General features: G+C 42.5%; 23 protein-coding genes, 1 other RNA gene and 1 other annotated feature. Of the genes, 19 read left to right on the top strand and 5 right to left on the bottom strand.

Annotated elements, in window-relative coordinates; genetic code table 11:
• The first annotated feature begins 42 nt into the window (after positions 1 to 42).
• Both ssrS and NST73_RS12635 read left to right on the top strand, forming a co-directional pair.
• Positions 43 to 223, top strand: a non-coding RNA gene (ssrS, locus tag NST73_RS12640) — 6S RNA.
• Between the two features lie 92 nt (positions 224 to 315).
• On the top strand, positions 316 to 1080 hold the full coding sequence (locus NST73_RS12635; protein ID WP_008342718.1) for a tRNA threonylcarbamoyladenosine dehydratase: 765 nt from the start codon (positions 316 to 318) through the stop codon (positions 1078 to 1080).
• 32 nt (positions 1081 to 1112) lie between these two features.
• Here the strand turns inward: NST73_RS12635 and NST73_RS12630 are convergent, their stop codons facing one another.
• On the bottom strand, positions 1113 to 2378 hold the full coding sequence (locus NST73_RS12630; RefSeq protein WP_008342715.1) for a replication-associated recombination protein A: 1266 nt from the start codon (positions 2376 to 2378) through the stop codon (positions 1113 to 1115).
• A gap of 207 nt (positions 2379 to 2585) precedes the next feature.
• On the opposite strand from NST73_RS12630, the gene NST73_RS12625 reads away from it, so the two are divergent.
• From NST73_RS12625 to NST73_RS12590, 8 genes are all read left to right on the top strand, one after another.
• On the top strand, positions 2586 to 3005 hold the full coding sequence (locus tag NST73_RS12625; protein WP_008342713.1) for an Rrf2 family transcriptional regulator: 420 nt from the start codon (positions 2586 to 2588) through the stop codon (positions 3003 to 3005).
• A gap of 18 nt (positions 3006 to 3023) precedes the next feature.
• The gene (locus NST73_RS12620; RefSeq protein WP_041506813.1) at positions 3024 to 4166 is read left to right on the top strand and encodes a cysteine desulfurase family protein; all 1143 of its coding nucleotides are present in this window, start codon (positions 3024 to 3026) and stop codon (positions 4164 to 4166) included.
• Positions 4167 to 4262: 96 nt separating this feature from the next.
• A complete protein-coding gene (gene mnmA / locus NST73_RS12615) occupies positions 4263 to 5381 on the top strand; it encodes a tRNA 2-thiouridine(34) synthase MnmA (protein WP_008342709.1) in 1119 nt (372 codons plus the stop codon).
• A gap of 61 nt (positions 5382 to 5442) precedes the next feature.
• On the top strand, positions 5443 to 6096 hold the full coding sequence (locus tag NST73_RS12610) for a tetratricopeptide repeat protein (protein ID WP_008342707.1): 654 nt from the start codon (positions 5443 to 5445) through the stop codon (positions 6094 to 6096).
• A 19-nt stretch (positions 6097 to 6115) separates the two neighbouring features.
• Positions 6116 to 8500, top strand: a complete 2385-nt coding sequence (locus tag NST73_RS12605) for an ATP-dependent RecD-like DNA helicase (protein ID WP_342467464.1) — start codon at positions 6116 to 6118, stop codon at positions 8498 to 8500.
• 90 nt (positions 8501 to 8590) lie between these two features.
• Complete coding sequence (locus tag NST73_RS12600; RefSeq protein WP_342499120.1) at positions 8591 to 9049, top strand: PRC-barrel domain-containing protein; 459 nt, start codon at positions 8591 to 8593, stop codon at positions 9047 to 9049.
• A 13-nt stretch (positions 9050 to 9062) separates the two neighbouring features.
• The gene (locus NST73_RS12595; protein WP_003216308.1) at positions 9063 to 9254 is read left to right on the top strand and encodes a hypothetical protein; all 192 of its coding nucleotides are present in this window, start codon (positions 9063 to 9065) and stop codon (positions 9252 to 9254) included.
• 20 nt (positions 9255 to 9274) lie between these two features.
• Positions 9275 to 9406: a YrzQ family protein gene (locus NST73_RS12590; RefSeq protein WP_008342695.1), complete on the top strand. Its 132-nt coding sequence runs from the start codon at positions 9275 to 9277 to the stop codon at positions 9404 to 9406.
• Between the two features lie 38 nt (positions 9407 to 9444).
• On the opposite strand, the gene NST73_RS12585 is transcribed toward NST73_RS12590, so the two are convergent.
• The 4 genes from NST73_RS12585 to NST73_RS12570 all read right to left on the bottom strand — a co-directional run bounded on the left by NST73_RS12585 (position 9445) and on the right by NST73_RS12570 (position 12397).
• On the bottom strand, positions 9445 to 10095 hold the full coding sequence (locus NST73_RS12585; RefSeq protein WP_008342693.1) for an amino acid ABC transporter permease: 651 nt from the start codon (positions 10093 to 10095) through the stop codon (positions 9445 to 9447).
• Between the two features lie 15 nt (positions 10096 to 10110).
• Positions 10111 to 10764, bottom strand: a complete 654-nt coding sequence (locus NST73_RS12580) for an amino acid ABC transporter permease (RefSeq protein WP_007501460.1) — start codon at positions 10762 to 10764, stop codon at positions 10111 to 10113.
• A gap of 80 nt (positions 10765 to 10844) precedes the next feature.
• Entirely contained in the window at positions 10845 to 11654 is an 810-nt protein-coding gene (locus NST73_RS12575; protein ID WP_342499119.1) for a transporter substrate-binding domain-containing protein, read from the bottom strand.
• Positions 11655 to 11668: 14 nt separating this feature from the next.
• A complete protein-coding gene (locus NST73_RS12570) occupies positions 11669 to 12397 on the bottom strand; it encodes an amino acid ABC transporter ATP-binding protein (RefSeq protein WP_007501456.1) in 729 nt (242 codons plus the stop codon).
• Between the two features lie 224 nt (positions 12398 to 12621).
• Here NST73_RS12570 and NST73_RS12565 point away from each other — a divergent pair, with 224 nt between their 5' ends.
• The 9 genes from NST73_RS12565 to mltG all read left to right on the top strand — a co-directional run bounded on the left by NST73_RS12565 (position 12622) and on the right by mltG (position 22141).
• Positions 12622 to 13686, top strand: coding sequence for an AI-2E family transporter (locus tag NST73_RS12565; RefSeq protein ID WP_017358104.1), 1065 nt, complete (start codon positions 12622 to 12624; stop codon positions 13684 to 13686).
• A gap of 43 nt (positions 13687 to 13729) precedes the next feature.
• Positions 13730 to 13937 (top strand) — a binding site (T-box leader).
• 79 nt (positions 13938 to 14016) lie between these two features.
• Entirely contained in the window at positions 14017 to 16653 is a 2637-nt protein-coding gene (gene alaS, locus NST73_RS12560) for an alanine--tRNA ligase (protein ID WP_342473385.1), read from the top strand.
• Positions 16654 to 16742: 89 nt separating this feature from the next.
• On the top strand, positions 16743 to 17009 hold the full coding sequence (locus tag NST73_RS12555) for an IreB family regulatory phosphoprotein (RefSeq protein WP_024718370.1): 267 nt from the start codon (positions 16743 to 16745) through the stop codon (positions 17007 to 17009).
• Positions 17010 to 17012: 3 nt separating this feature from the next.
• On the top strand, positions 17013 to 17429 hold the full coding sequence (ruvX, locus tag NST73_RS12550) for a Holliday junction resolvase RuvX (RefSeq protein ID WP_003216519.1): 417 nt from the start codon (positions 17013 to 17015) through the stop codon (positions 17427 to 17429).
• 15 nt (positions 17430 to 17444) lie between these two features.
• Positions 17445 to 17729, top strand: a complete 285-nt coding sequence (locus tag NST73_RS12545; protein WP_017358102.1) for a DUF1292 domain-containing protein — start codon at positions 17445 to 17447, stop codon at positions 17727 to 17729.
• A gap of 156 nt (positions 17730 to 17885) precedes the next feature.
• Positions 17886 to 18452 carry a biotin transporter BioY gene (locus NST73_RS12540; protein ID WP_024718368.1) on the top strand — a complete coding sequence of 189 codons (567 nt, stop codon included), beginning with the start codon at positions 17886 to 17888 and terminating at the stop codon, positions 18450 to 18452.
• Positions 18452 to 19909 carry an acyl-CoA synthetase gene (locus tag NST73_RS12535; protein ID WP_342499562.1) on the top strand — a complete coding sequence of 486 codons (1458 nt, stop codon included), beginning with the start codon at positions 18452 to 18454 and terminating at the stop codon, positions 19907 to 19909. Before NST73_RS12540 ends, NST73_RS12535 begins: the two co-directional genes overlap by 1 nt.
• Positions 19897 to 20985 carry an acetyl-CoA C-acyltransferase gene (locus NST73_RS12530; protein WP_342499118.1) on the top strand — a complete coding sequence of 363 codons (1089 nt, stop codon included), beginning with the start codon at positions 19897 to 19899 and terminating at the stop codon, positions 20983 to 20985. Before NST73_RS12535 ends, NST73_RS12530 begins: the two co-directional genes overlap by 13 nt.
• 73 nt (positions 20986 to 21058) lie before the next feature.
• A complete protein-coding gene (gene mltG, locus NST73_RS12525; protein WP_045034105.1) occupies positions 21059 to 22141 on the top strand; it encodes an endolytic transglycosylase MltG in 1083 nt (360 codons plus the stop codon).
• Positions 22142 to 22216: the final 75 nt, after the last annotated feature.

Genomic DNA, 22216 nt, shown 5'->3' with positions numbered 1-22216 from the left:
AAAAGGGACATGCCTATGATATGCTTTCATCAACCAATAAATAAAGTCCTGATACGTACGGTGGTTACCTAGTTTTGACCGAACATTTTTTTCTACGGGAGCTTGCCTTTCCTTTCTGCATAAATGCCTCTTCTGAGGACTTATAAAGTGAGGAAGAAAGCACCCACCTGCATGGTGCGGGGTTCAAAACGAAGGAAAAGCTGGCGGCGTGATCGGGACTTTTTTGTGTTTTTTTCTATTTGAGAAGGATGACGGAGAACGCTGAATATGATATGATTCTTTCGATTCATTTTAAATAAAGGTGGAGTGAGGCACTTGTTACATCAGTTTTCAAGAAACGAGCTTGCCATTGGCAAGGAAGGCTTAAATATATTAAAAAACAGTACAGTTGCAGTGCTTGGAGTAGGCGGCGTAGGTTCTTTTGCAGTAGAAGCTCTTGCTCGTTCAGGTGTTGGCCGTATTGTTCTTGTTGATAAAGATGATATTGATATTACAAATGTAAATAGGCAGCTGCCAGCTTTGCTATCAACGGTTGGTCAGCCTAAAGTTGACTTAATGCAGGCAAGAATTGCTGACATCAACCCAGAATGTGAAGTTGTTGCGCTCAAAATGTTCTATACAGAAGAAACATATGAACAATTCTTTGAGTATCCACTTGATTATGTCATTGATGCATCAGATACAATTCATTATAAAATTCATTTAATGAAAGAGTGCCTGAAACGCGATGTGAACATTATTTCGAGTATGGGTGCTGCAAATAAAACAGATCCGACACGCTTTAAAATTGATGACATCTCGAAAACACATACAGACCCAATTGCGAAAGTCGTCAGAACACGCCTGCGGAAGGAAGGCATTCGTAAGGGAATTGAAGTTATTTTCTCTGATGAAAGTCCGATTGTCATTCGTGAAGATGTGAGAAAAGAAGTTGGAAATGATGAAGCGAAAATTCGTAAGGCACAAATGCCGCCATCATCCAATGCATTTGTTCCATCTGTGGCTGGACTGATTATGGGTGGTCATGTCATTATGAAACTGTTAAAAGACATTCCGATTACACGTGTGAAAGATAAATAAACAGCCCGCCTGCTTAGAGCAGGGGGCTGTTTTTATTTTTGCCGTCTTAAATTTTCATACACTTGCTTTAGTGCACCTTCAAATTTTCCAGTTTGCTTTGGTTCATAATATTGTTTGTTTTTCAGCGGGTCAGGTAAATATTGCTGCTTCACCCAGCCATTTTCATAATCGTGCGGATATAAGTAATCGGCGCCCCTTCCAAGTGCTGCTGCTCCTTTATAGTGGGCATCTTTTAAATGAACGGGAACTTCACCAATTTTCCCCGTGCGAATATCATGCAGTGCCGCATCAATCGCTTGGTAAGCGGAGTTTGACTTTGGAGAAAGACACAGTTCAATCACGGCATTAGCGAGTGGAATTCGTGCTTCTGGAAAACCAACTCTCTCAGCTGTTTGAACAGCGCTTAACACACGTGGCCCTGCCTGCGGACTGGCTAGGCCAATATCTTCATAAGCCATCACAAGTAATCGTCTCGAAATGCTTTCAAGGTCTCCCGCTTCAATGAGTCTTGCAAGGTAATGCAGCGCAGCATCTGCATCAGATCCTCTAATGGATTTTTGAAAAGCCGAGAGGACATCATAATGGGCATCACCGTTTTTATCATGCGAGAAGCTCTTTTTTTGTAAACATTCTTCTGCTGCAGCTAGAGTGATCGTGATCTGTCCAGATTCATCCGCTTTTGTCGATAAGACGGCTAGTTCAAGCGCATTTAAAGCGGAACGCACATCTCCTCCGCATCCATTTGCAAAATGATTCATTGCCTCCTCATCAACTTTGACCGAATAACCGCCAAGCCCGCGATGTTCATCCTGTAAAGCTCGAGATAATGCAGCTTTAATTTGCTCTGTTTCCAGCGGCTTCAGCTCAAATATTTGTGTCCGGCTGCGGATGGCTGGGTTAATCGCATGATACGGATTAGCTGTTGTCGCGCCAATTAAAATGATCATGCCATTTTCTAAATACGGAAGAAGGAAATCCTGCTTCCCTTTATCGAGTCTGTGGACTTCGTCTAAAATCAGGATGACCTGACCACTCATTTTCGCTTCAGCGGCGACAGCTTCCATATCTTTTTTGTTATGAATCACCGCATTCAATGTACGGAAGGCAATGCTTGTACTGCCAGCAATTGCAGTTGCAATGGATGTTTTGCCGATTCCCGGCGGTCCGTATAAAATCATCGAGGACAAATGTTTTGCCTCGACCATTCGTCTAATAATTTGACCTTCCCCAACGAGATGCTCCTGCCCAATAATGTCTCCAATATGACTTGGGCGCATCCGATACGCTAAAGGTTTCATGATTATCTCTCCTAAAGCAATGTCTTGTTTGTATAGAGTACCGAAATTTCTTCAAATAGAAAAGGGATGCGTCCTCGTTTTGAGCTCAGAACCCGCAAATGAAAGTTGGCTAAAAGTATGATATAATTGCTTTTGGTCTATATAAGCGTATATGAAATCAGAAAAATAATTGATGACATAGAAATAGAAAACGCAGAGGTGTTTAACTTGAAAATTTCTACTAAAGGCAGATATGGTCTGACGATCATGATCGAATTAGCCAAAAAACATGGCGAAGGCCCTACATCATTAAAATCAATCGCTCAAAACAATGATTTGTCTGAGCATTATTTAGAGCAGCTTGTATCACCACTTCGCAATGCACGTCTTGTGAAAAGTATCCGCGGAGCGTATGGCGGCTATGTGCTTGCCCATGAGCCAAACGAGATTACAGCCGGTGATATTATTCGTGTATTAGAAGGACCTATTAGTCCTGTTGAAGTGATTGAAAACGAAGAACCAGCAAAGCGTGCACTTTGGATTCGTATTCGTGATGCAGTAAAAGACGTACTGGACAATACAACTCTTGAAGACTTGGCAAGCTATAAAGATGACGAGGATCAAGAGGCGTATATGTTCTATATTTAGATCAGAGGTGTACCGTAAATGGAACGTATCTATTTAGATCATGCAGCCACAACGCCTATGGATCAACGGATTGTGGACAAGATGATGCCTTACTTTACAGAGATATTTGGCAATCCCTCTAGTATTCATTCATATGGGCGCGAGGCAAGAAAGTGGCTCGATGAAGCAAGGGAAGTCATTGCAGGAGAATTACACTGTAAGCAGCAGGAGATCATCCTCACAAGCGGAGGAACAGAGGCAGACAACTTGGCCATTACAGGTGTGGCAATGGCAAGGCAGCATGAAGGAAAACATATCATCACAACAAAAACTGAGCATCATGCAGTGCTGCATACATGCGAACGCTTAGAGAATCTTGGTTTTGATGTGACGTATTTAGATGTGGATCACACTGGATTGATTCATCTTGATCAATTAAAACAAGCACTAAGAGACGATACAATTCTTGTGACTATCATGTACGGCAATAATGAAACGGGTGTGATTCAGCCAATTAAAGAAATTGGTCAACTTTTACACGAACACACTGCTTATTTTCATACAGACGCAGTACAGGCATTTGGGACAATATCAATTGATGTCACAGAACTTCATATCGACCTCTTATCTGCGTCCGGTCATAAACTAAATGGCCCGATGGGAACAGGCTTTTTATACGTGAATGAGCGTGTAAAACTTTCACCGCAGCTATTCGGAGGAGAACAAGAGAGAAAACGCCGTGCTGGTACTGAAAATGTGGCGGGAATCATTGGACTTGCAGAAGCAGTTCAATTAACAAAGCAAAATAGAAGAGAAAAAGCAGTGCATTATGGTAAGCTCAAAGAAGCGATGCTGCAAGTATTCGAAGAGGAATCACTCAATTTCTCTATCAATGGACATCCGAAAGAGACATTGCCGCATATTTTAAATGTCCACTTCCCGGGCGTTTCTATTGAATCGTTACTTGTGAACTTAGATATGGAAGGGATTGCTGTTTCGAGCGGGTCAGCATGTACGGCTGGATCTGTCCTTCCTTCGCACGTATTAAGCGCCATGTATGGTGAAGAAGCAAAAGAGCTGACATCCTCAGTCAGAATAAGCTTCGGTCTTGGAAATGAAGAGGAACATGTGAAGCAGGCGGCGCATAAGATAGCGGCTGTCGTGAAACGCCTAGCCAAATAAATGGCTCCCCTTTTGTTCGTGTGTGAAAAATGAAACAGCTAGGCACCTGAAGAACGAAACGCGCACGTTGTTTCATTGAAATTGGAGTTGATGAAGATGACAAAAAGACCTGAAGACACAAGAGTTGTGGTCGGTATGTCTGGAGGCGTCGATTCATCAGTTGCTGCGCTCATGCTAAAGGAGCAAGGCTATGATGTGATCGGCATATTTATGAAAAACTGGGATGACACAGATGAAAATGGTGTATGTACAGCAACGGAGGACTATGAGGATGTCATTCGTGTTTGTAACCAGATTGGAATCCCATATTATGCAGTGAATTTCGAGAAACAGTATTGGGACAAAGTGTTTCAATATTTTCTTGATGAATATAAAGCAGGCAGAACGCCGAATCCAGATGTCATGTGTAATAAAGAAATTAAGTTCAAAGCATTTCTTGAGCATGCATTGTCGCTTGGAGCGGATTATTTGGCAACAGGGCACTATGCCCGTGTCGACAGAACCGGCGATGAAGTGAAAATGCTAAGAGGTCTTGATACAAACAAAGACCAAACTTATTTCTTGAATCAGCTGACTCAAGAACAACTTGATAAAGTATTGTTCCCAATCGGCGATTTAGAGAAAAAAAGAGTGCGTGAATTAGCGAAAGAAGCAGAGCTCGCAACAGCAACGAAAAAAGATTCTACGGGCATCTGCTTTATTGGGGAAAGAAACTTTAAAACGTTCCTTAGCCAATATTTGCCTGCACAGCCCGGTGTGATGCAGACAATGGACGGAGAAGTAAAAGGTGAACATGATGGACTCATGTATTACACGATCGGTCAACGCCAAGGACTTGGCATTGGCGGAAGCGGTGATCCGTGGTTCGTTGTTGGGAAGGACTTAGAGAAAAATATCTTATTTGTTGAACAAGGCTTCCACAATCCGCTTTTATACTCTGAAAGTATTTCAGCTGTTAACATCAGCTGGACGCGTCCTCATATTGTCGGCGAAAACGGTGAACTCACATGCACAGCGAAATTCCGATACCGTCAAGAAGACCATCATGTAAAAGTCAAAATGACAGGTGAGCAGGAAGCAATGGTGATCTTTGATGAACCCGTTCGTGCTGTCACTCCAGGACAAGCTGTTGTTTTTTATGATGGCGAAGAATGTCTTGGCGGCGGGACCATTGACGATGTCTTTAAAGATGGCCAAAAGCTGTCGTATGTGTAACATGTGTTAAAAACCTCAACGTCGCTGTTGAGGTTTTTTAATGAAAGGATGAAGAGAGCGAATGAATCATAACGAAATCGGTATTGAAGCTTTAAATCAAGGGAACATCGAACAGGCAGCTGAAGCTTTTACGAAAGCCATTGAAGAAAGCCCAAAGGACCCGGTTCCATATATTAACTTTGCGAATTTACTTTCAAGTGTTCATGAATTTGAACGTGCTTTGAACTTCTTTCAAAAAGCCATTGAACTTGATCATACAGCAGCTGCAGCCTATTACGGAGCAGGAAATGTTTACACGATGAAAGAAGACTTTATGAAAGCGAAAGACTATTTTGAGCAAGCGCTACAAGCTGGAATGGAAAACAGTGATTTGTTTTATATGTTAGGGCAGACACTGATGAAATTAGAGCAGCCAAAGCTTGCGATGCCTTATCTTCAGCGTGCAGTTGAGCTAAACGAAGAAGATAACGAAGCAAGATTTCAATTTGGCATGTGCTTAGCGAATGAACATCTGCTGGAGGAAGCGGTCGCAGTCTTTACTGAAGTGATTACGCGAGATCCGCAGCATGCAGACGCTTTTTATAATGCGGGCGTTGCGTATGCGTATTTAGAGAAAAAGGACGAAGCGCTTGAAATGCTAGGAAAAGCCATTGACGTGCAGCCTGATCATATGCTTGCATTGCATGCGCAAAAGCTGATTCAAGAGGCAGAATAACCGGAAGGAGGGAAGACCTGTGCAGGAACATCCAGATCAAATGAAGCTTGAAGATGAACCGTTTTTAAAAGGGACGGTTCAAGCCGTTATTTTCCATAACGAAGGTAATTTATACTCGGTGTTAAAAGTAAAAGTCATTGAAACATCAGAGAATTTAGAGGAAAAGACAGCATCTGTCACAGGGTACTTCCCAGCGCTTCATGAGGAGGAAACCTACACCTTCTATGGCAAGGTCACAAGTCATCCGAAGTTTGGCGAGCAGTTTCAAGCCACTCATTTTCAAAAGGAAGTCCCTACAACAAAGCAAGGCATCATTCATTATCTCTCTAGTGACTTGTTTGAAGGGATTGGGAAAAAGACGGCGGAAGAAATCGTCGGCAAGCTTGGCAATCAGACGCTTCATCAAATTATGCGTGATCCGTCTGTGTTGTATGATGTCCCTCGCCTGTCAAAAAAGAAGGCCGATAAGCTGGCTGCCGCACTTCAAGAGCATCAAGGGCTTGAGCAAATCATGATCAGCCTGAATCAATATGGTTTTGGTCCTCAGCTTAGCATGAAGATTTACCAAGTTTACGAGAGTGAAACGTTGCAGAAAATTGAAGAAAACCCTTATCAGCTCGTCAAAGACGTCGAGGGGATTGGCTTTATTAAAGCAGATGAACTCGGCGCTAGAACAGGGATATCTGGAAATGATCCAGACCGCATTCGTGCAGCCCTTTTGTATACCGTTGAGACAGCAAGCCTGCAGGACGGTCATACGTACATACAAACGAAAGATCTGATCGTCGAAACCCGTAAACTGCTGAATCAAACCGGCAATGACTACAAAGTGACTGAAATGGACGTTGCCAATCAGATCATTGCACTTGGTGAAGGGAAAGAAATGATTATTGAAGATGAGCGCTGTTATCATCCGTCGCTCTTTTATGCGGAGCAAAGTGTGGCAAAACGCATTCAAAAAATTGTCGCTCAAACGGAATATGCAGATCAATTTCCTGAATCAGAATTTCTGCTTGCACTCGGTGAACTGGAGGAACGGCTTGGTGTCCAGTATGCACCAACCCAAAAAGAAGCCATTCAAAAGGCACTCATGTCTCCAATGCTGCTTTTAACAGGCGGACCGGGTACAGGGAAAACGACGGTCATTAAAGGGATTGTCGAGCTTTACAGCGATCTTCACGGCGTATCTCTTGACCCGGGTGATTATAAAAAAGATGAAGCATTTCCGTTCGTGCTTGCCGCACCAACTGGACGTGCTGCGAAACGAATGACAGAATCCACTGGACTTCCTGCTGTGACCATTCACCGGTTGCTAGGCTGGAATGGATCAGAAGGCTTCTCACATGATGAAGACCAGCCGATTGAAGGGAAGCTTGTCATCATTGATGAATCGAGTATGCTGGATATTTGGCTGGCGAACCATTTGTTTAAGGCGATCCCAGATCATATTCAAGTCATTATGGTTGGAGACGAACATCAACTTCCATCTGTCGGACCTGGTCAAGTGTTAAGAGACCTGCTTGCGTCACAAGCTATACCGGCAGTTACACTAACTGATATTTACCGGCAGGCAGACGGTTCAACAATTGTTGAGCTTGCGCATGATATGAAAAATGGTGTATTGCCAAAGGATATTACTGCGCGCTCGAAGGATCGATCCTTTATTCAATGCTCTAGTGACCAAATGAAAGAAGTCATCGAGAAAGTGGTCAGCAATGCTGCTCAAAAGGGTTATTCAGCAAAGGACATTCAAGTGCTTGCCCCGATGTATAAAGGAAAAGCAGGCATTAATGAACTGAATAAAATGCTCCAGCAAATTTTGAATCCTAAAAAGCCAAAAGGAAGAGAGATTCCATTTGGTGATGTCGTCTACCGGACAGGCGATAAGGTACTTCAGCTTGTCAATCAGCCCGAGAATAACATTTTTAATGGAGATATTGGCGAAATTGTCTCGATCTTTTATGCGAAAGAAAACACGGAAAAAGAAGATATGGCGGTCATCTCCTTTGATGGAAACGAAATCACGTTTACGAAAAAAGATTTTCATCAATTTACACACGCTTATTGTTGCTCGATTCATAAATCTCAGGGCAGTGAATTCCCAATCGTGGTGCTGCCAGTCGTGAGAAGTTATTATCGAATGCTTCGAAGAAATTTGCTTTACACGGCCATTACACGAAGTAAAAAGTTTTTAATTTTGTGCGGCGAGGAATCAGCATTAGAGTGGGGCGTGAAAAATAATGAAGACTCCCTCAGACAAACGTCTTTAACCATGCGTCTTACTGAAACGGAAAAAATCATGGACGCTGAGCTAGCAGCCCTCCAAAAAGAACTTCCTTTCAGTGTACACGATGCCAATATTGGCATGGAGGGAATCACTCCGTTTGATTTTATGCAAGAGTAAATGGCTTCCTTCATGGAAGCCATTTCTTCGTATGAGTCATAGAGGAAACGCACACGATAAGACTGTTCCGAAAAGGTGGTTGATCACATTTTGAGAACATGTCGAGAGCTTGAAGGACTGACGATCTATACAGACGAGCTGTCTCATTCACTTGGGGCGATCAAAGATATTTGCTTTTTAGCCGGCGGCAGCTGCGGGGGATATGTTTTAGATGGGAAAAAGAAAGACTGTGCTTTCATTCCATTCTCAGCTGGCGACAAACTGACAGACAAAGGTCTATATGTGAGCTGCCAGAAGGGCATCGAGATAGATAACTCCGCCCCATCCTTCTTCTTTTCGAAATTAAAAAAGAAAATGATCCGTACGCCAGATGGTGAAACATTAGGTGTTTTGGAAGATGTATACTTTTGTACAAATTCGGGCACAATCGTAGCATATGAACTCTCGGACGGCTTCTTTACAGAGCTATCAGGGATTCGAAAGCAGCTGCATGCTGCCGGAACCTTGATGGATGTTCAAAAGGAAGCACTTGTTCTAAACCGAACGTAAAGAGGTGCTGAGTATGCTCATTTGCCCAAATTGCAAATGTAAAGACATCGGAAAAATTGGGGTCAATCAATATTATTGCTGGGGCTGTTTTATTGAATTGACACTGTCAAAAGGCAAAATATCTACTCACCAAGTGGAGGAAGACGGTACACTAAGCAGTTTAGATGACCTGTTTAGTGACGATGAACGTTCAATTCAACTATAAGTGTTAAGGGGGAATTTCGAATGGGCAAAATGACTTCTTCACTATTAACGCTTGGTGCAGGTGCACTCGCATATCACTTTGCAAGTCGATATGATATGCCATCTAAGCGGGATATGAAAAAGATGAGAAAACGAGTTATGCGAATGCTTTAAACAAAAAGGGACATCCACCATGAGCGGATGTCCTTTTTTTATGCCTGCCTGTACTCTAATCTCCGTGCAAGTATAGACAAGCTGAAGTTCACAACAAAATACATCATGGCGGCCAAGAGGAAAATAGGAAGTAAATAAGATTGGCTTTGACCATTTAAAATCTGCGCGTGATGCAATAACTCTGGAAGGGCAATCACAACGGCAAGCGATGTATCTTTTAAAAGAGAAATAAATTGACTGACAATCGGGGGGACCATTCGGCGTAACGCCTGTGGCATGATAATCATTTTTAATGTTTGAATATAGGTTAAACCAGAGGATCTGGCCGCTTCGATTTGTCCTTTATCAATTGATTTTAATCCACTGCGAATGATTTCTGACAGCATGGCGGATTCAAACACGGTTAAAGCCGCAATGGCAGAGGCTGTAATGCTCAGCTTAATGCCGATTTCAGGCAGGGCGAAATACGTAAAAAAGATGATCAGCAAAAGCGGCAGGTTCCGAACGGTTTCCACAATGACCGCAAGCACCTTTGATAAAATAGGGATTTGTGCGAACCTCAATGTGCCAACGACTAATCCGATGATAAAGCTTAAAATGATGGAGATAAAAGCCACTTTTAAGGTGACAGCAAATCCTTCAAGTAAAAAGGCGAGATGATCGGGCTGGTAGGCACCTATAAAATCCATTGTGTTTCCTCCTTTCTAGTGGCTTCGGGCTAATCTTTTTTCTAAATAACCAACGCCTAGACTAAGCGGAATGGTCAATAGAAGATAGAACATGGCAACAAAGATGTATACATCAAATGTCACAAACGTTCTCGAAGCGATAAGGTCTCCTTGGTACATCAGATCAAACCCTGCAATGACACCTAAAATAGACGAGTTTTTCACAAGATTGATAAATTGATTCCCAAGTGGTGGAATGACAATTTTGATTGCCTGCGGCAGAATAATATATCGCATCGTTCCGCCATATGACAGACCAGAAGCTCTAGCTGCTTCCATTTGTCCAAGCGGTACAGCTTGTATACCTGCACGAATGGCTTCAGCGATAAAAGCAGACGTATAAATGGAGAGGGCAATGGTTCCTGCTGTAAAGCCATCTGCCACAATGCCAAGTACCGGTAAACCAAAAAAGAACACAAAGGTGATCAATAATAACGGAATATTCCGAATAAATTCCACGTAAGCCGTCCCTAACCAGTTGAGCGGTCTTAGTGGCGCAATTCTCATAATGGCAATGAGTGTACCGATGAAAAAGCTTCCAATCAACGCAATGACACTTGCACCAATCGTATATTTAAACCCTTCTAAATAAAGATGGAAGTTCTCAGTTAAAATGGAAAATCGCAGCAATCAGTTCACTTCCTTCCTAATCAACAGAGGAGCCGGCAAGCGGCTCTCCTGAGGGTGTTGAGATTGATCGAGTCAATTGATTATTCTTTGATCCATTTTTTATGAATCTTGTCATACTCTCCATTATCTTTTAATGCCTTTAACGCTTTATTAATAGCTTCTGTCAATTCTTCATCGCCTTTTTTCACAGCGATGCCATAAGGCTCATCGGTAAATGTTCCGCCAACGACTTCATAATTTGAATCTTCGTCTGCCATGCCAAATAAAATTGCATTATCAGTTGTCAGAACTTGCCCTTGATTTGATTTTAAGGCTGTAAAGGCTTCTTGGTAATTTTCAAATTCTAAAACGGATGCTTCTGGTGCTTTTTCGCGAATGTTTTGAGAAGAAGTGGACCCTTTCACTGCAAGCACCTTCGTACCTTTTTTAAGATCATCAATCGATTGAATGTCGCTGCCTTTTTTCACAAGCAGTGATTGTCCTGCTTCAAAGTAAACATCTGAGAAATTGACCTCTTTTTTACGCTCTTCTGTGATCGTCATTGTGGCAACAATGGCATGAATATCTCCTTTTTGCAGTAAAGGAATCCTTGTTTTAGATGTCACTTCTTTGAATTCTGCTTTTCCTTCATCACCGAGCATTTCTTTAGTGATCGCTTTTGCGATATCAATATCAAACCCTTCAATATCCCCGCTACTAGGATTTTTTAGACCGAATAAACGAGTATCGTTTTTCACACCGAAAACGATTTTTTTGTCTTTCTTAATGGCTTCTAATGAGCTACCTTGTTTTGCATCGGTTGAGCCTTTCTCGGTAGATCCGCAAGCAGCGAGAGCGATCATACAGCAAGTCATCAACAGTAATAGGCCAAAGCGTTTCATTTTTTTCATCAAATTCATTCCCCCTAGTGATTTAAAATACGGCTTAAAAAGAGCTGAGCGCGTTTCTCGCGCGGTTTTTCATAAAAGGCAGCTGGTGTAGATTCTTCAAGAATTCTTCCTTCATCAATAAACACAATACGGTCCGCGACTTCACGGGCAAACCCCATCTCGTGCGTGACAACGACCATTGTCATCCCTTCCCTTGCCAGCTGTTTCATCACATCTAGCACCTCACCGATCATCTCTGGATCAAGAGCTGATGTTGGTTCATCGAAAAGCATGACCTCAGGTTTCATTGCAAGTCCTCTCGCGATTGCCACACGCTGCTGCTGTCCTCCTGAGAGTCTAGAAGGGTAGGTGTCTGCTTTTTCAGGAATGCCAACTTTATTTAAATAAAATTCAGCTGTTTCCTTTGCTTCTTCTTTGCTCACTTTTTTAACCTTCATCGGCGCAAGCATAATGTTTTCAAGCACCGTCTTATGCGGATAAAGATGGAAGTGCTGAAACACCATCCCGATATTTTGCCTGATGAGATTGATGTTGGTTTTCGGATGCTGAACAGACACTTGATTGACAAGGACTTTTCCTTCATCAATGCTTTCAAGACGATTGATACATCTGAGCATCGTGCTTTTTCCAGACCCTGAAGGACCGATGATCACAACAACCTCACCTTTTTGAATATGTAGGTTAATGTCCTTAAGTACATGGAACTGGCCGTAATGCTTGTTGACTTCTTCGAATGTGATCATGAAGAACCTCCTCTTCTAATGATTGAGCTAAAGTGGATTCTAGCATAAATGAGGCGGAAATAAGAAAATAATGGAATATTTTCTAACGAGATTTTACAGCAAACAGTGACTTTGGATGGAGCCGTATGTTTCATGTGTATTCATTTTTAACAAAGTTAGGACAAATTTTATTTACATGGATAATTGCAGAAGTTGGTTAAACAATAAGAAGAGAGGTGAAAAAGGTGAAGAAACGTCCGATCGAGTTTCTAATATATGCTGCAGGTGTACTGCTTGTCCTTGCGTCTTTACTCATTTTGGTTCAGCTCGACGAGTTATGGATGCCTATTTTTTTATTGCTCAAAGCGGTTTTGATCCCGCTTCTTATCGCTATTTTTATTTCTTATCTTCTTTATCCAATTGTTGAAAGACTACATAAGCGAGGTTTGCCAAGGACGGTCAGTCTCTTATTGATATATGTGCTGTTTTTTGGCGGCATTGGTTTGGCTGTGTATAAAGGGGCACCGGTTTTAATCGCTCAGTTAAATGAATTGTCGGAGCAAATTCCCATGCTTGCCGAAACGTATAATGGTGCTTTATCACATGTTCATCGTCATACAAGCCACTGGCCTGATGGACTACATGAACGGCTGGATCGTTTTATTGTCCAATCTGAGACGTATGCCGCAAATGGGGCAGAGCGGATGATTCTTAGCTGTAAAGTACTGCTTGATTACGCCTTAGTTGCTGCACTCATCCCTTTTCTTGTCTTTTATATGGTGAAAGATATGAACACGATGAAGCGGGCAGCATGGTATTTAACCCCGCCAAGCTTTCGAAAAAGGGGACATGCCTTTGTGAAAGCAGTGGATGACTCACTTGGGGATTATATTAGAGGACAATTGCTTGTCTGTTCTTTAATTGGGGGAGCTGCTGCCATTGTTCTTTGGCTTTTTCATATTCCATATCCGCTTGTACTAGGTATGTTAATCGGTGCAACGAATGTCATTCCGTATTTTGGCCCGATTATTGGAGCGATTCCAGCTGTCTTTATCGCTTTTACCATCTCAGTGAAGTCAGTGATCATTGTGCTAATTACAGTAGCCGTGCTTCAATTTTTAGAAAGCAATGTACTGAGTCCGATCATTGTCGGGAGAAGCCTGCATATGCATCCTGTCGTAATCATGCTGGTGTTACTCGCTGGAGGTGAGCTGTTTGGCTTGATTGGAATGATTTTAGCCGTGCCGTCCGCAGCTATTATGAGGGTCATCATTGTGCAATATATTCACATGAGACGAAGCGTTCATTGACAAGACGAGCCGAGTTGTCTATAATAATTTCGATTCATACATATTGAATTCAATGACGGACCCGAGTACGTTAAAAAGCTGTTGCAGAGAGAGGCTTTGTTTGCTGAGAAAAGCCTTATCAGACCTTTAACGGAAGCTAGTCCCGAGTGCAGATAAACACTGCCGCTCTCTTCCGGCGTTATCGGATGTGAAGGTGATAGACGCATATGTCTATAATCAGGGTGGTACCGCGAGAGCATCTCGTCCCTGTGTAAGTAGTTTTTTGCTTGCATAGGGCGGGATGTTTTTTCGTTTGTGTGAAGATTGAGAATAAAAAAGGGAGGATTTATGATGAAAACTTTAACTTCAGCTCAAGTACGTCAAATGTTTTTAGATTTTTTTAAAGAAAAAGGACATGCTGTCGAACCGAGTGCGTCCCTCGTACCGCATGACGATCCAACACTTTTATGGATTAACAGTGGGGTGGCAACATTAAAGAAATACTTCGATGGCCGCGTCGTGCCTGAGAATCCGCGTATTTGCAACGCACAAAAATCAATTCGTACAAATGACATTGAAAATGTAGGGAAAACAGCACGCCATCATACGTTTTTTGAAATGCTGGGCAACTTCTCTATTGGAGACTATTTCAAAGAAGAGGCAATCGAATGGGCTTGGGAATTCCTCACAAGTGACGAGTGGATTGGCTTTGATCCGAATCTGTTATCTGTAACGGTACATCCAGAGGATGAAGAAGCGTATGTTCTTTGGAGAGATAAAATTGGTGTCCCTGAGGAACGAATTATTCGTCTAGAGGGCAACTTCTGGGATATTGGCGAGGGGCCAAGTGGTCCGAATACAGAAATTTTCTATGATCGCGGAGAAGCATATGGCAACGACATGAACGACCCTGAATTATATCCAGGCGGAGAAAATGAACGTTATCTAGAAGTATGGAATCTTGTTTTTTCTGAATTTAACCATAATCCAGATGGTACATACACACCGCTTCCGAAGAAAAACATTGATACAGGAATGGGTCTTGAGCGTATGGTCTCTGTGATTCAAAACGTACCGACGAACTTTGATACAGACCTGTTCATGCCGATTATTCGTGCAGTAGAAACGATTTCTGGAGAAAGCTATGGGGAGTCAAAAGAAAAAGACACAGCATTTAAAGTCATTGCTGACCATATTCGTACTGTTGCCTTTGCCGTCAGTGACGGAGCACTTCCTTCTAATGAAGGCCGAGGTTATGTGTTAAGACGTTTGCTGCGCCGTGCTGTGCGTTATGCAAAAACGATCCATATCCACCGTCCATTTATGTATGATCTAGTTCCAGTTGTTGCGGAGATCATGAAGGATTTCTATCCAGATGTTCAAGCAAAAGAAGAATTTATTGCAAAAGTGATCAAAAATGAAGAAGAGCGTTTCCATGAGACACTGAATGAAGGGTTAGCCATTTTATCAGAAGTGATCAAAAAAGAACGTGACAATGGCAACTCACAAATTTCCGGTAAAGATGTGTTTAAGCTTTATGACACATATGGATTCCCGGTCGAACTTACAGAAGAATATGCAGAAGATGAGAACATGACAGTCGATCGTGAAGGCTTCCAGCTAGAAATGGAGAAGCAGCGTGAACGTGCAAGAAATGCCAGACAAGATGTAGGTAGTATGCAGGTTCAAGGCGGGGCTTTAGGCGATATTAAAGCAGAAAGTACGTTTGTGGGCTATGAAAATTTAACTGCAGATGCTCGTATTATCGAATTGCTTCAAAACGGTGAAATTGTCACAGAAGCTCACGAAGGGGAAACGGTGCAAATTTTATTAGATGAAACACCTTTCTATGCGGAAAGCGGCGGACAAGTGGCGGATAAAGGAACGTTAAAAAGTGCCGAAGCGATCATTGATATCAAAGATGTGAAAAAGGCACCAAACGGCCAGCATGTCCACGAAGGAGTCGTCGTAAGTGGTACGGTTCAAAAAGGCATTGAAGTCACTGCAGAAGTCGAATCAGCACTTCGAAAAGGCATTGTGAAAAATCACACAGCGACACATCTTTTGCACCAAGCGCTAAAAGATGTATTGGGCAGCCACGTTAACCAAGCGGGTTCACTTGTGAATGAAAACAGACTTCGCTTTGACTTTTCTCACTTTGGACAAGTAACAAAAGAAGAATTGTCACAAATTGAAAAAATCGTCAACGAAAAGATTTGGGAAGGCATTTCGGTTGCCATTGACCTGAAACCAATTGCTGAAGCAAAAGAAATGGGCGCAATGGCGCTGTTTGGCGAGAAGTATGGCGATATTGTCCGTGTGGTGCAAGTGGGTGATTACAGCATCGAGTTATGCGGAGGCTGTCACGTTCAAAACACTGCGGAGATCGGATTGTTTAAAATTGCATCTGAATCGGGTATTGGTGCTGGAACACGCCGTATTGAGGCTGTAACAGGTAAAGGTGCTTATGAAGAATTAAATGATCAGCTTGCGATTTTAGAAAAGGCAGCTAATGAACTGAAATCAAATACAAAAGATGTACCAAAACGCATCGCTTCCTTGCAGGCTGATTTAAAAGAAGTTCAAAGAGAAAACGAATCACTTCTTGCGAAATTAAGTCAAGCAGAAGCTGGCTCTATTTTAGAAAAAGTCATCGAAGTTGGCGGAGTGAACGTGTTAACTGAAAAAGTAAACGCCAAAGACATGAACCATTTAAGAACGATGGTTGATGACTTAAAAGCGAAATTAGGTTCAGCTGTCATCGTACTTGGTGCCGTTCAAAATGGAAAAGTCAACATTTCAGCCGGTGTGACGAAAGACGTCATTGAAAAAGGTCTTCATGCAGGAAAACTTGTGAAGCAGGCAGCTGAAATTTGCGGCGGAGGCGGAGGCGGACGCCCAGATATGGCACAAGCAGGCGGTAAACAGCCAGAAAAGCTTGAAGAAGCACTGGCAACTGTCGAAGAATCTGTCAAATCCGTTTTATAATCAGTCAATGTAGTGTAGAATAATGGTATTAGATGAGCGGTTAGAAAAAAGCTTGCTAGTAGAATGTTGGAAGAGAGGTGCAAGAAGCAGTGAGTTCATTTGATAAGACAATGAAGTTTAACTTCTCTGATGATTCAGCTGAAACCAATGTGAATGAAGTGCTCATAACAGTTTATGACGCACTCCAAGAAAAAGGATACAACCCGATTAATCAAATTGTCGGATACTTGCTGTCAGGCGACCCTGCTTATATTCCAAGACATCAGGATGCACGCAACCTAATTCGTAAACTAGAACGAGACGAATTAATTGAGGAATTGGTTAAATCGTACTTAGAGACACATAAAGAGGCGTAAAACATGAGAATTTTAGGCTTAGATTTAGGCACGAAAACCCTTGGTGTGGCAATCAGTGATGAAATGGGATGGACAGCTCAAGGGATTGAAACCATTAAAATTGATGAAGCAGGCGGAGACTTTGGTCTCAGCCGCCTGTCTGAGATCGTCTCGCAATATGGAACGGATAAAATTGTACTTGGTTTTCCAAAAAATATGAACGGTACGGTCGGTCCAAGAGGCGAGGCCAGCCAATCATTTGCGAAAGTGTTAGAAAACACGTACAATGTTCCTGTTGTGCTTTGGGACGAGCGTCTGTCAACGATGGCAGCAGAAAAAATGCTCATCTCTGCAGATGTGAGCAGACAAAAGCGTAAAAAAGTCATTGATAAAATGGCGGCTGTTATGATCCTTCAAGGATACTTAGACAGCTTAAATTAAAATGAGGTGAATCAAATGGAACACGGAGAAAAGCAAATTACAATCGTTGATGATAATGGAAATGAGCAGCTTTGCGAAGTACTATTTACTTTTGAAAGCGACCATTTTAACAAATCATATGTTCTTTACTACCCAATTTCTGAACAAGATAACGAAGAAATTGAAATTCATGCATCAAGCTTCACACCAAACGAAGACGGTGAAGATGGCGAATTAGAGCCAATTGAAACGGATGAAGAGTGGGACATGATTGAAGAAACGTTAAATACGTTCTTAGATCAAGAAGACGAAGAAGAATAGAACGAATAAAAGGCCTGTGAACATGATCTCTGTGATCTTTCTTCACAGGTCTTTTTTTACATTCTATATGTAAACTATTATTGAAATTTAGTTGACATATATCACTCGACCTTTTACGCTATTTTTATCAAAAACATCGAGTGAGGGGTATGAAAATTGAAAATTCACGATATGATGCAAATGGCATTCATGACAGCAGTTATTGGGATGTTAGGATTGATTCCGCCTATTTTTCTTGCGTTTACACCTGTACCAATCACCTTACAAACCGCAGGTCTTTTGCTTGCTGGAGGGCTGTTAAAACCAAAGCAAGCCCTGATTAGTTTACTTCTGTTTCTTCTAATAGTGGCAGCAGGCGCACCTCTTTTATCTGGAGGGAGAGGCGGAATAGGGGTCTTTTTTGGGCCAAGCGGTGGTTTTTTACTTGCTTATCCAGTGGCTGCCTTTATGATCAGTCTGTGGCTGAACCGGCTGAAGAAAGTGACGGCCTTACGACTATTTTTAATCTATGCGGTATGCAGTATCGGGATATTATATATAGGCGGAATTCCCTTTCAAGCCATGATGATGCATATAAAGATCACGCAAGCAGCTCTGTTCAGCGTCATTTATTTACCGGGTGATCTGATCAAAGCAGGGATATGTGCCGTCTTCACGGTGAAAATCATTCAAGCGATGTCATATCGAAAAAGGGACTTACATAGAGGGAGGCGAGCAGTTTGATGAGAATAACGGAAAACTATGCAGCTCATGCAAAAGTGAAGCCAGATCAGACGGCGATCAGAGATGAAAAAGAGAAGATCACTTATGAAGAATGGCATGAGCGTGTGCAGTCATCTGCACAATGGTTAAAAGAAACGCCTCATCAGCAAAAAAGAGTCGCTTTTTTAGTATCAAATGGTGTTCCGTTTCTCCAACTATTTGCTGGTGCAGCTTCTGCAGGATGGACAGCGGTGCCTCTTGATCCGCGGTGGAGTGACAAGGAATGCGCGGAAAAGCTCTTATTAAGCGAGGCAGACCTTGTCATTGTGGAAGATCGATATATCAAAAGAATTGAAAGGTACAAGCTGGACATGCCAGTGCTCTCTTTATCTGAATGGAAAGAAAGAATCAGCCTCAGCATAAACGTTCAATCGAACAAAGGTGAACCGGAGGAAGATCCTGCTTTTTATATGGGATTTACTTCAGGATCAACGGGATCGCCCAAAGCCTTTATAAGACGCCAGCAGTCATGGATCCAGAGCTTTCAAATGACAACATCCGTCTTTGGGATCACACATAAAGATCATGTACTGATTCTGGGCACACTTTTATCCTCTCATTTTTTATACGGTGCGATCAGCACACTTTATTTCGGGGGCACCGTGACATTGTTAGAAAAATTTGTGCCAGAGAAAGCAAAGAACATCTTAGAAAGAGGAGACATCACGGTTATTTATACGGTTCCGACCATGACAGAAGCGTTACTGCAAATGGATGCTTTCGGAAAGAATCCGCTTCTTGTCCTGTCTTCTGGTGCAGATTGGGGAAACTCTTCAAAAAAACAGCTCGTCAACCGCTATCCTCACATCACATTTTTTGATTTTTATGGAACATCAGAATTGAGTTTTGTCTCCTATTTATCTTCAGATGACTTTTTGCAAAAGCCTACTTCTGTCGGAAAGCCTTTTCCTTCTATTCAGGTTGAAGTCAGGAGGGCAGATCAAACCGTTTGCAAGCCAAATGAAATAGGGAGAATTTATGTGAAAAGCCCAATGTCTTTTTCAGGCTATTTACAAGATGAAAAGCCGCCCGAAGAGTGGCTGACCGTATATGACATGGGGTGGCTCGACGAAGATGGTTACTTGTATATGAGCGGCCGCGAGAATGGCATGATTGTCTATGGGGGGCTGAATATTTTTCCAGAGGAAATTGAGCGTGTGCTGAATGAACAGCCAGAGGTGAATCGGTCAATCGTGATGGGACTTCCTGATCCATATTGGGGCGAAATCCCTGTTGCCATTATTGAGAATGTACAGCAAACAAAAACCATTCGGCAAGCTGTAAAAGAAACATTAGCGGCATACAAAGTACCAAAAAAATGGCTCGTCACGGACAAAATGATCGAAACATCAGGAGGGAAAATCGCTCGTGCCAGTATGAAAAAGTGGGCGGAGGAACAATTATCATGCAAGCCGTGATCGTACAAGCGAAGCGGACGCCCTTCGGTGAGAAAAATGGAATGTTGAAGGATTACCGGCCAGAGCATCTAGCTGCGCCCTTGATCCAGCATTTTTCAAACGTGACCAAGCCAGATGACATCATTTTAGGCAATGTCGTCGGGGGTGGTGGCAACATTGCCCGTCTGTCCTCGTTAGAAGCAGGGCTTTCATTACATATTCCGGGTATGACCATTGATAGGCAGTGTGCTTCCGGTCTTGAAGCCATTAGAACGGCGTGCATCATGATTCAGTCGGGGGAGGGATCAATGTATATCGCTGGTGGAACGGAAAGCATTTCTCGGTCACCAATGAAAGAAAGGGCCCGCTTTTCTCCAGAGTGGATAGGGGACCCTCATATGGGGGAAGCGGCAGAGCTGACGGCGTCGAGATTTTCAGTTGCGAGACAAGAGCAAGATGACTATGCACTTTTAAGCTGGGAACGAAGTATAACCGCATTCAAGCAAGGAACGTATTCAGAAGAAATTGTTCCGATTAGCGGGATGAGTACAGATGAAGCGGCAGCTAAAATAAGACCGATTGCAAGCTTGATAAAGCGAGCAAAACCTGTCTTTTTACCAGGCAAAGGTACTGTGACTGTGACCAATAGCTGTAAAGAAGCAGATGGTGCAGCTGCCGTCGTTGTGATGGAAAGAGCAGAAGCGGAGGCAAAAGGCTTCAGCCCTATGCTGCGGTATATCGGGAGTGCCGTGATCGCTATGGACCCGCATTATCCTGCTGCTTCACCAATTGATGCAATCAAGAAACTTTTACATAAAGAACAAGTGAAGATAGAAGATGTTGCACTTTTTGAAATCAATGAAGCGTTTGCGCTCAAAGTAGTGCTCATTGCCCGGACACTAGGTATTCCTTATGACCGTATCAATAAAAGAGGCGGTGCGCTTTGTCTTGGGCATCCATATAGCGCCTCGGGAGCTGCTATGATGGTGAGACTGTTTTACGAAGCCCGCGCCTTACCGAATGGAAGCTATGTCATGGCTGCAATTGGCAGTGGAGGCGGTGTCGGTTTAGCCACACTATGGCAAGTTCTGTCATGACATGCATGAGCAAGTAATTGCCGAACTCCGTCGAATCATGTACTATAAAAGCTAGATGTGAGGAGGGCCATGCATGTTTTCAGAACAAAAGAAACGACCATTTTTTAAACGAAAAATGGGGATCGTCCTGTTATCTGTACTTGCTGTGATCATCATTGCAGCATTATCAGGTTTTTTATATGTAAAATCAGCACTCGGGCCGGTCGATCAAAAAAGCAAACAAACCATTAATATTCATATTCCAAATGGGACATCTGTCAGCGGAATCGCGAGCATTTTAAAAGAAAAAGAGCTGATTTCAAATGACACGATTTTCACTTACTATGCAAAGTACAAAAAAGCGTCAGGCTTTAAAGCGGGCTATTTTCATCTCAAACAAACAATGGATGCGGATCAGCTAATTCAAAAGCTGACATCTGGCGGGACAGACTACGCATTTCAGCTTGTGATACCTGAAGGGAAACAGTTGTCTGATATTGCATCTATTATTGCAAACCAGACGAATTTTTCAGCGAAGGAAGTTGAAGCGAAGCTGGATGATCCAGCCTTTATTAAAAAATTAATGAAAAAATACCCGAAAACGGTGACATCACAAGTGAACGGGAAACAGGTCAAGCATCCGTTAGAGGGATATTTATTCCCGGCGACGTATCCGTTTTATCGTGAGGATGAATCACTTGAAACCATCATTGACACGATGATTAAACAAACAGATCAATATGTGAAAACGTATGAAAAGGACATGAAAAAGAGAAAGATGTCCATCCATGATGTCCTAACGATGGCATCCCTGATAGAAATGGAAGCAACCGAAAAAACAGACCGGTCAAAAATCTCAAGTGTGTTTTATAACCGGTTGAAAAAGGACATGCCGCTTCAAACAGATCCAACCGTTCTTTATGCGCTTGGCGAGCATAAGTCCCGTGTTTATTACAAAGATTTAAAAGTGAAATCACCTTATAATACGTATACAAACAAAGGGCTGCCGCCTGGACCTATTGCCAATGCTGGAGAATCTTCTTGGAAAGCAGCACTCCATCCAGAGAAAACAGATTTTGTTTACTTCCTAGCAAAGAAAAATGGGGAAGTCGTCTTTACGAAAACGTTAAATGAGCACAACAAAGCGAAAGCGAAATACATCACAGGCAGCAACTAGCGCTCATGTGAAAGGAAAAAGACTGTAGACAATGGTGAAATTGCCTGCAGTTTTTTTCGTTGTTATATCCATTTT

The organism is Bacillus sp. FSL W7-1034 (genome assembly GCF_038593365.1).
Classification (GTDB): Bacteria; Bacillota; Bacilli; order Bacillales; family Bacillaceae; genus Bacillus; species Bacillus altitudinis.
This window is presented reverse-complemented; position numbering and strand designations above follow the sequence as displayed.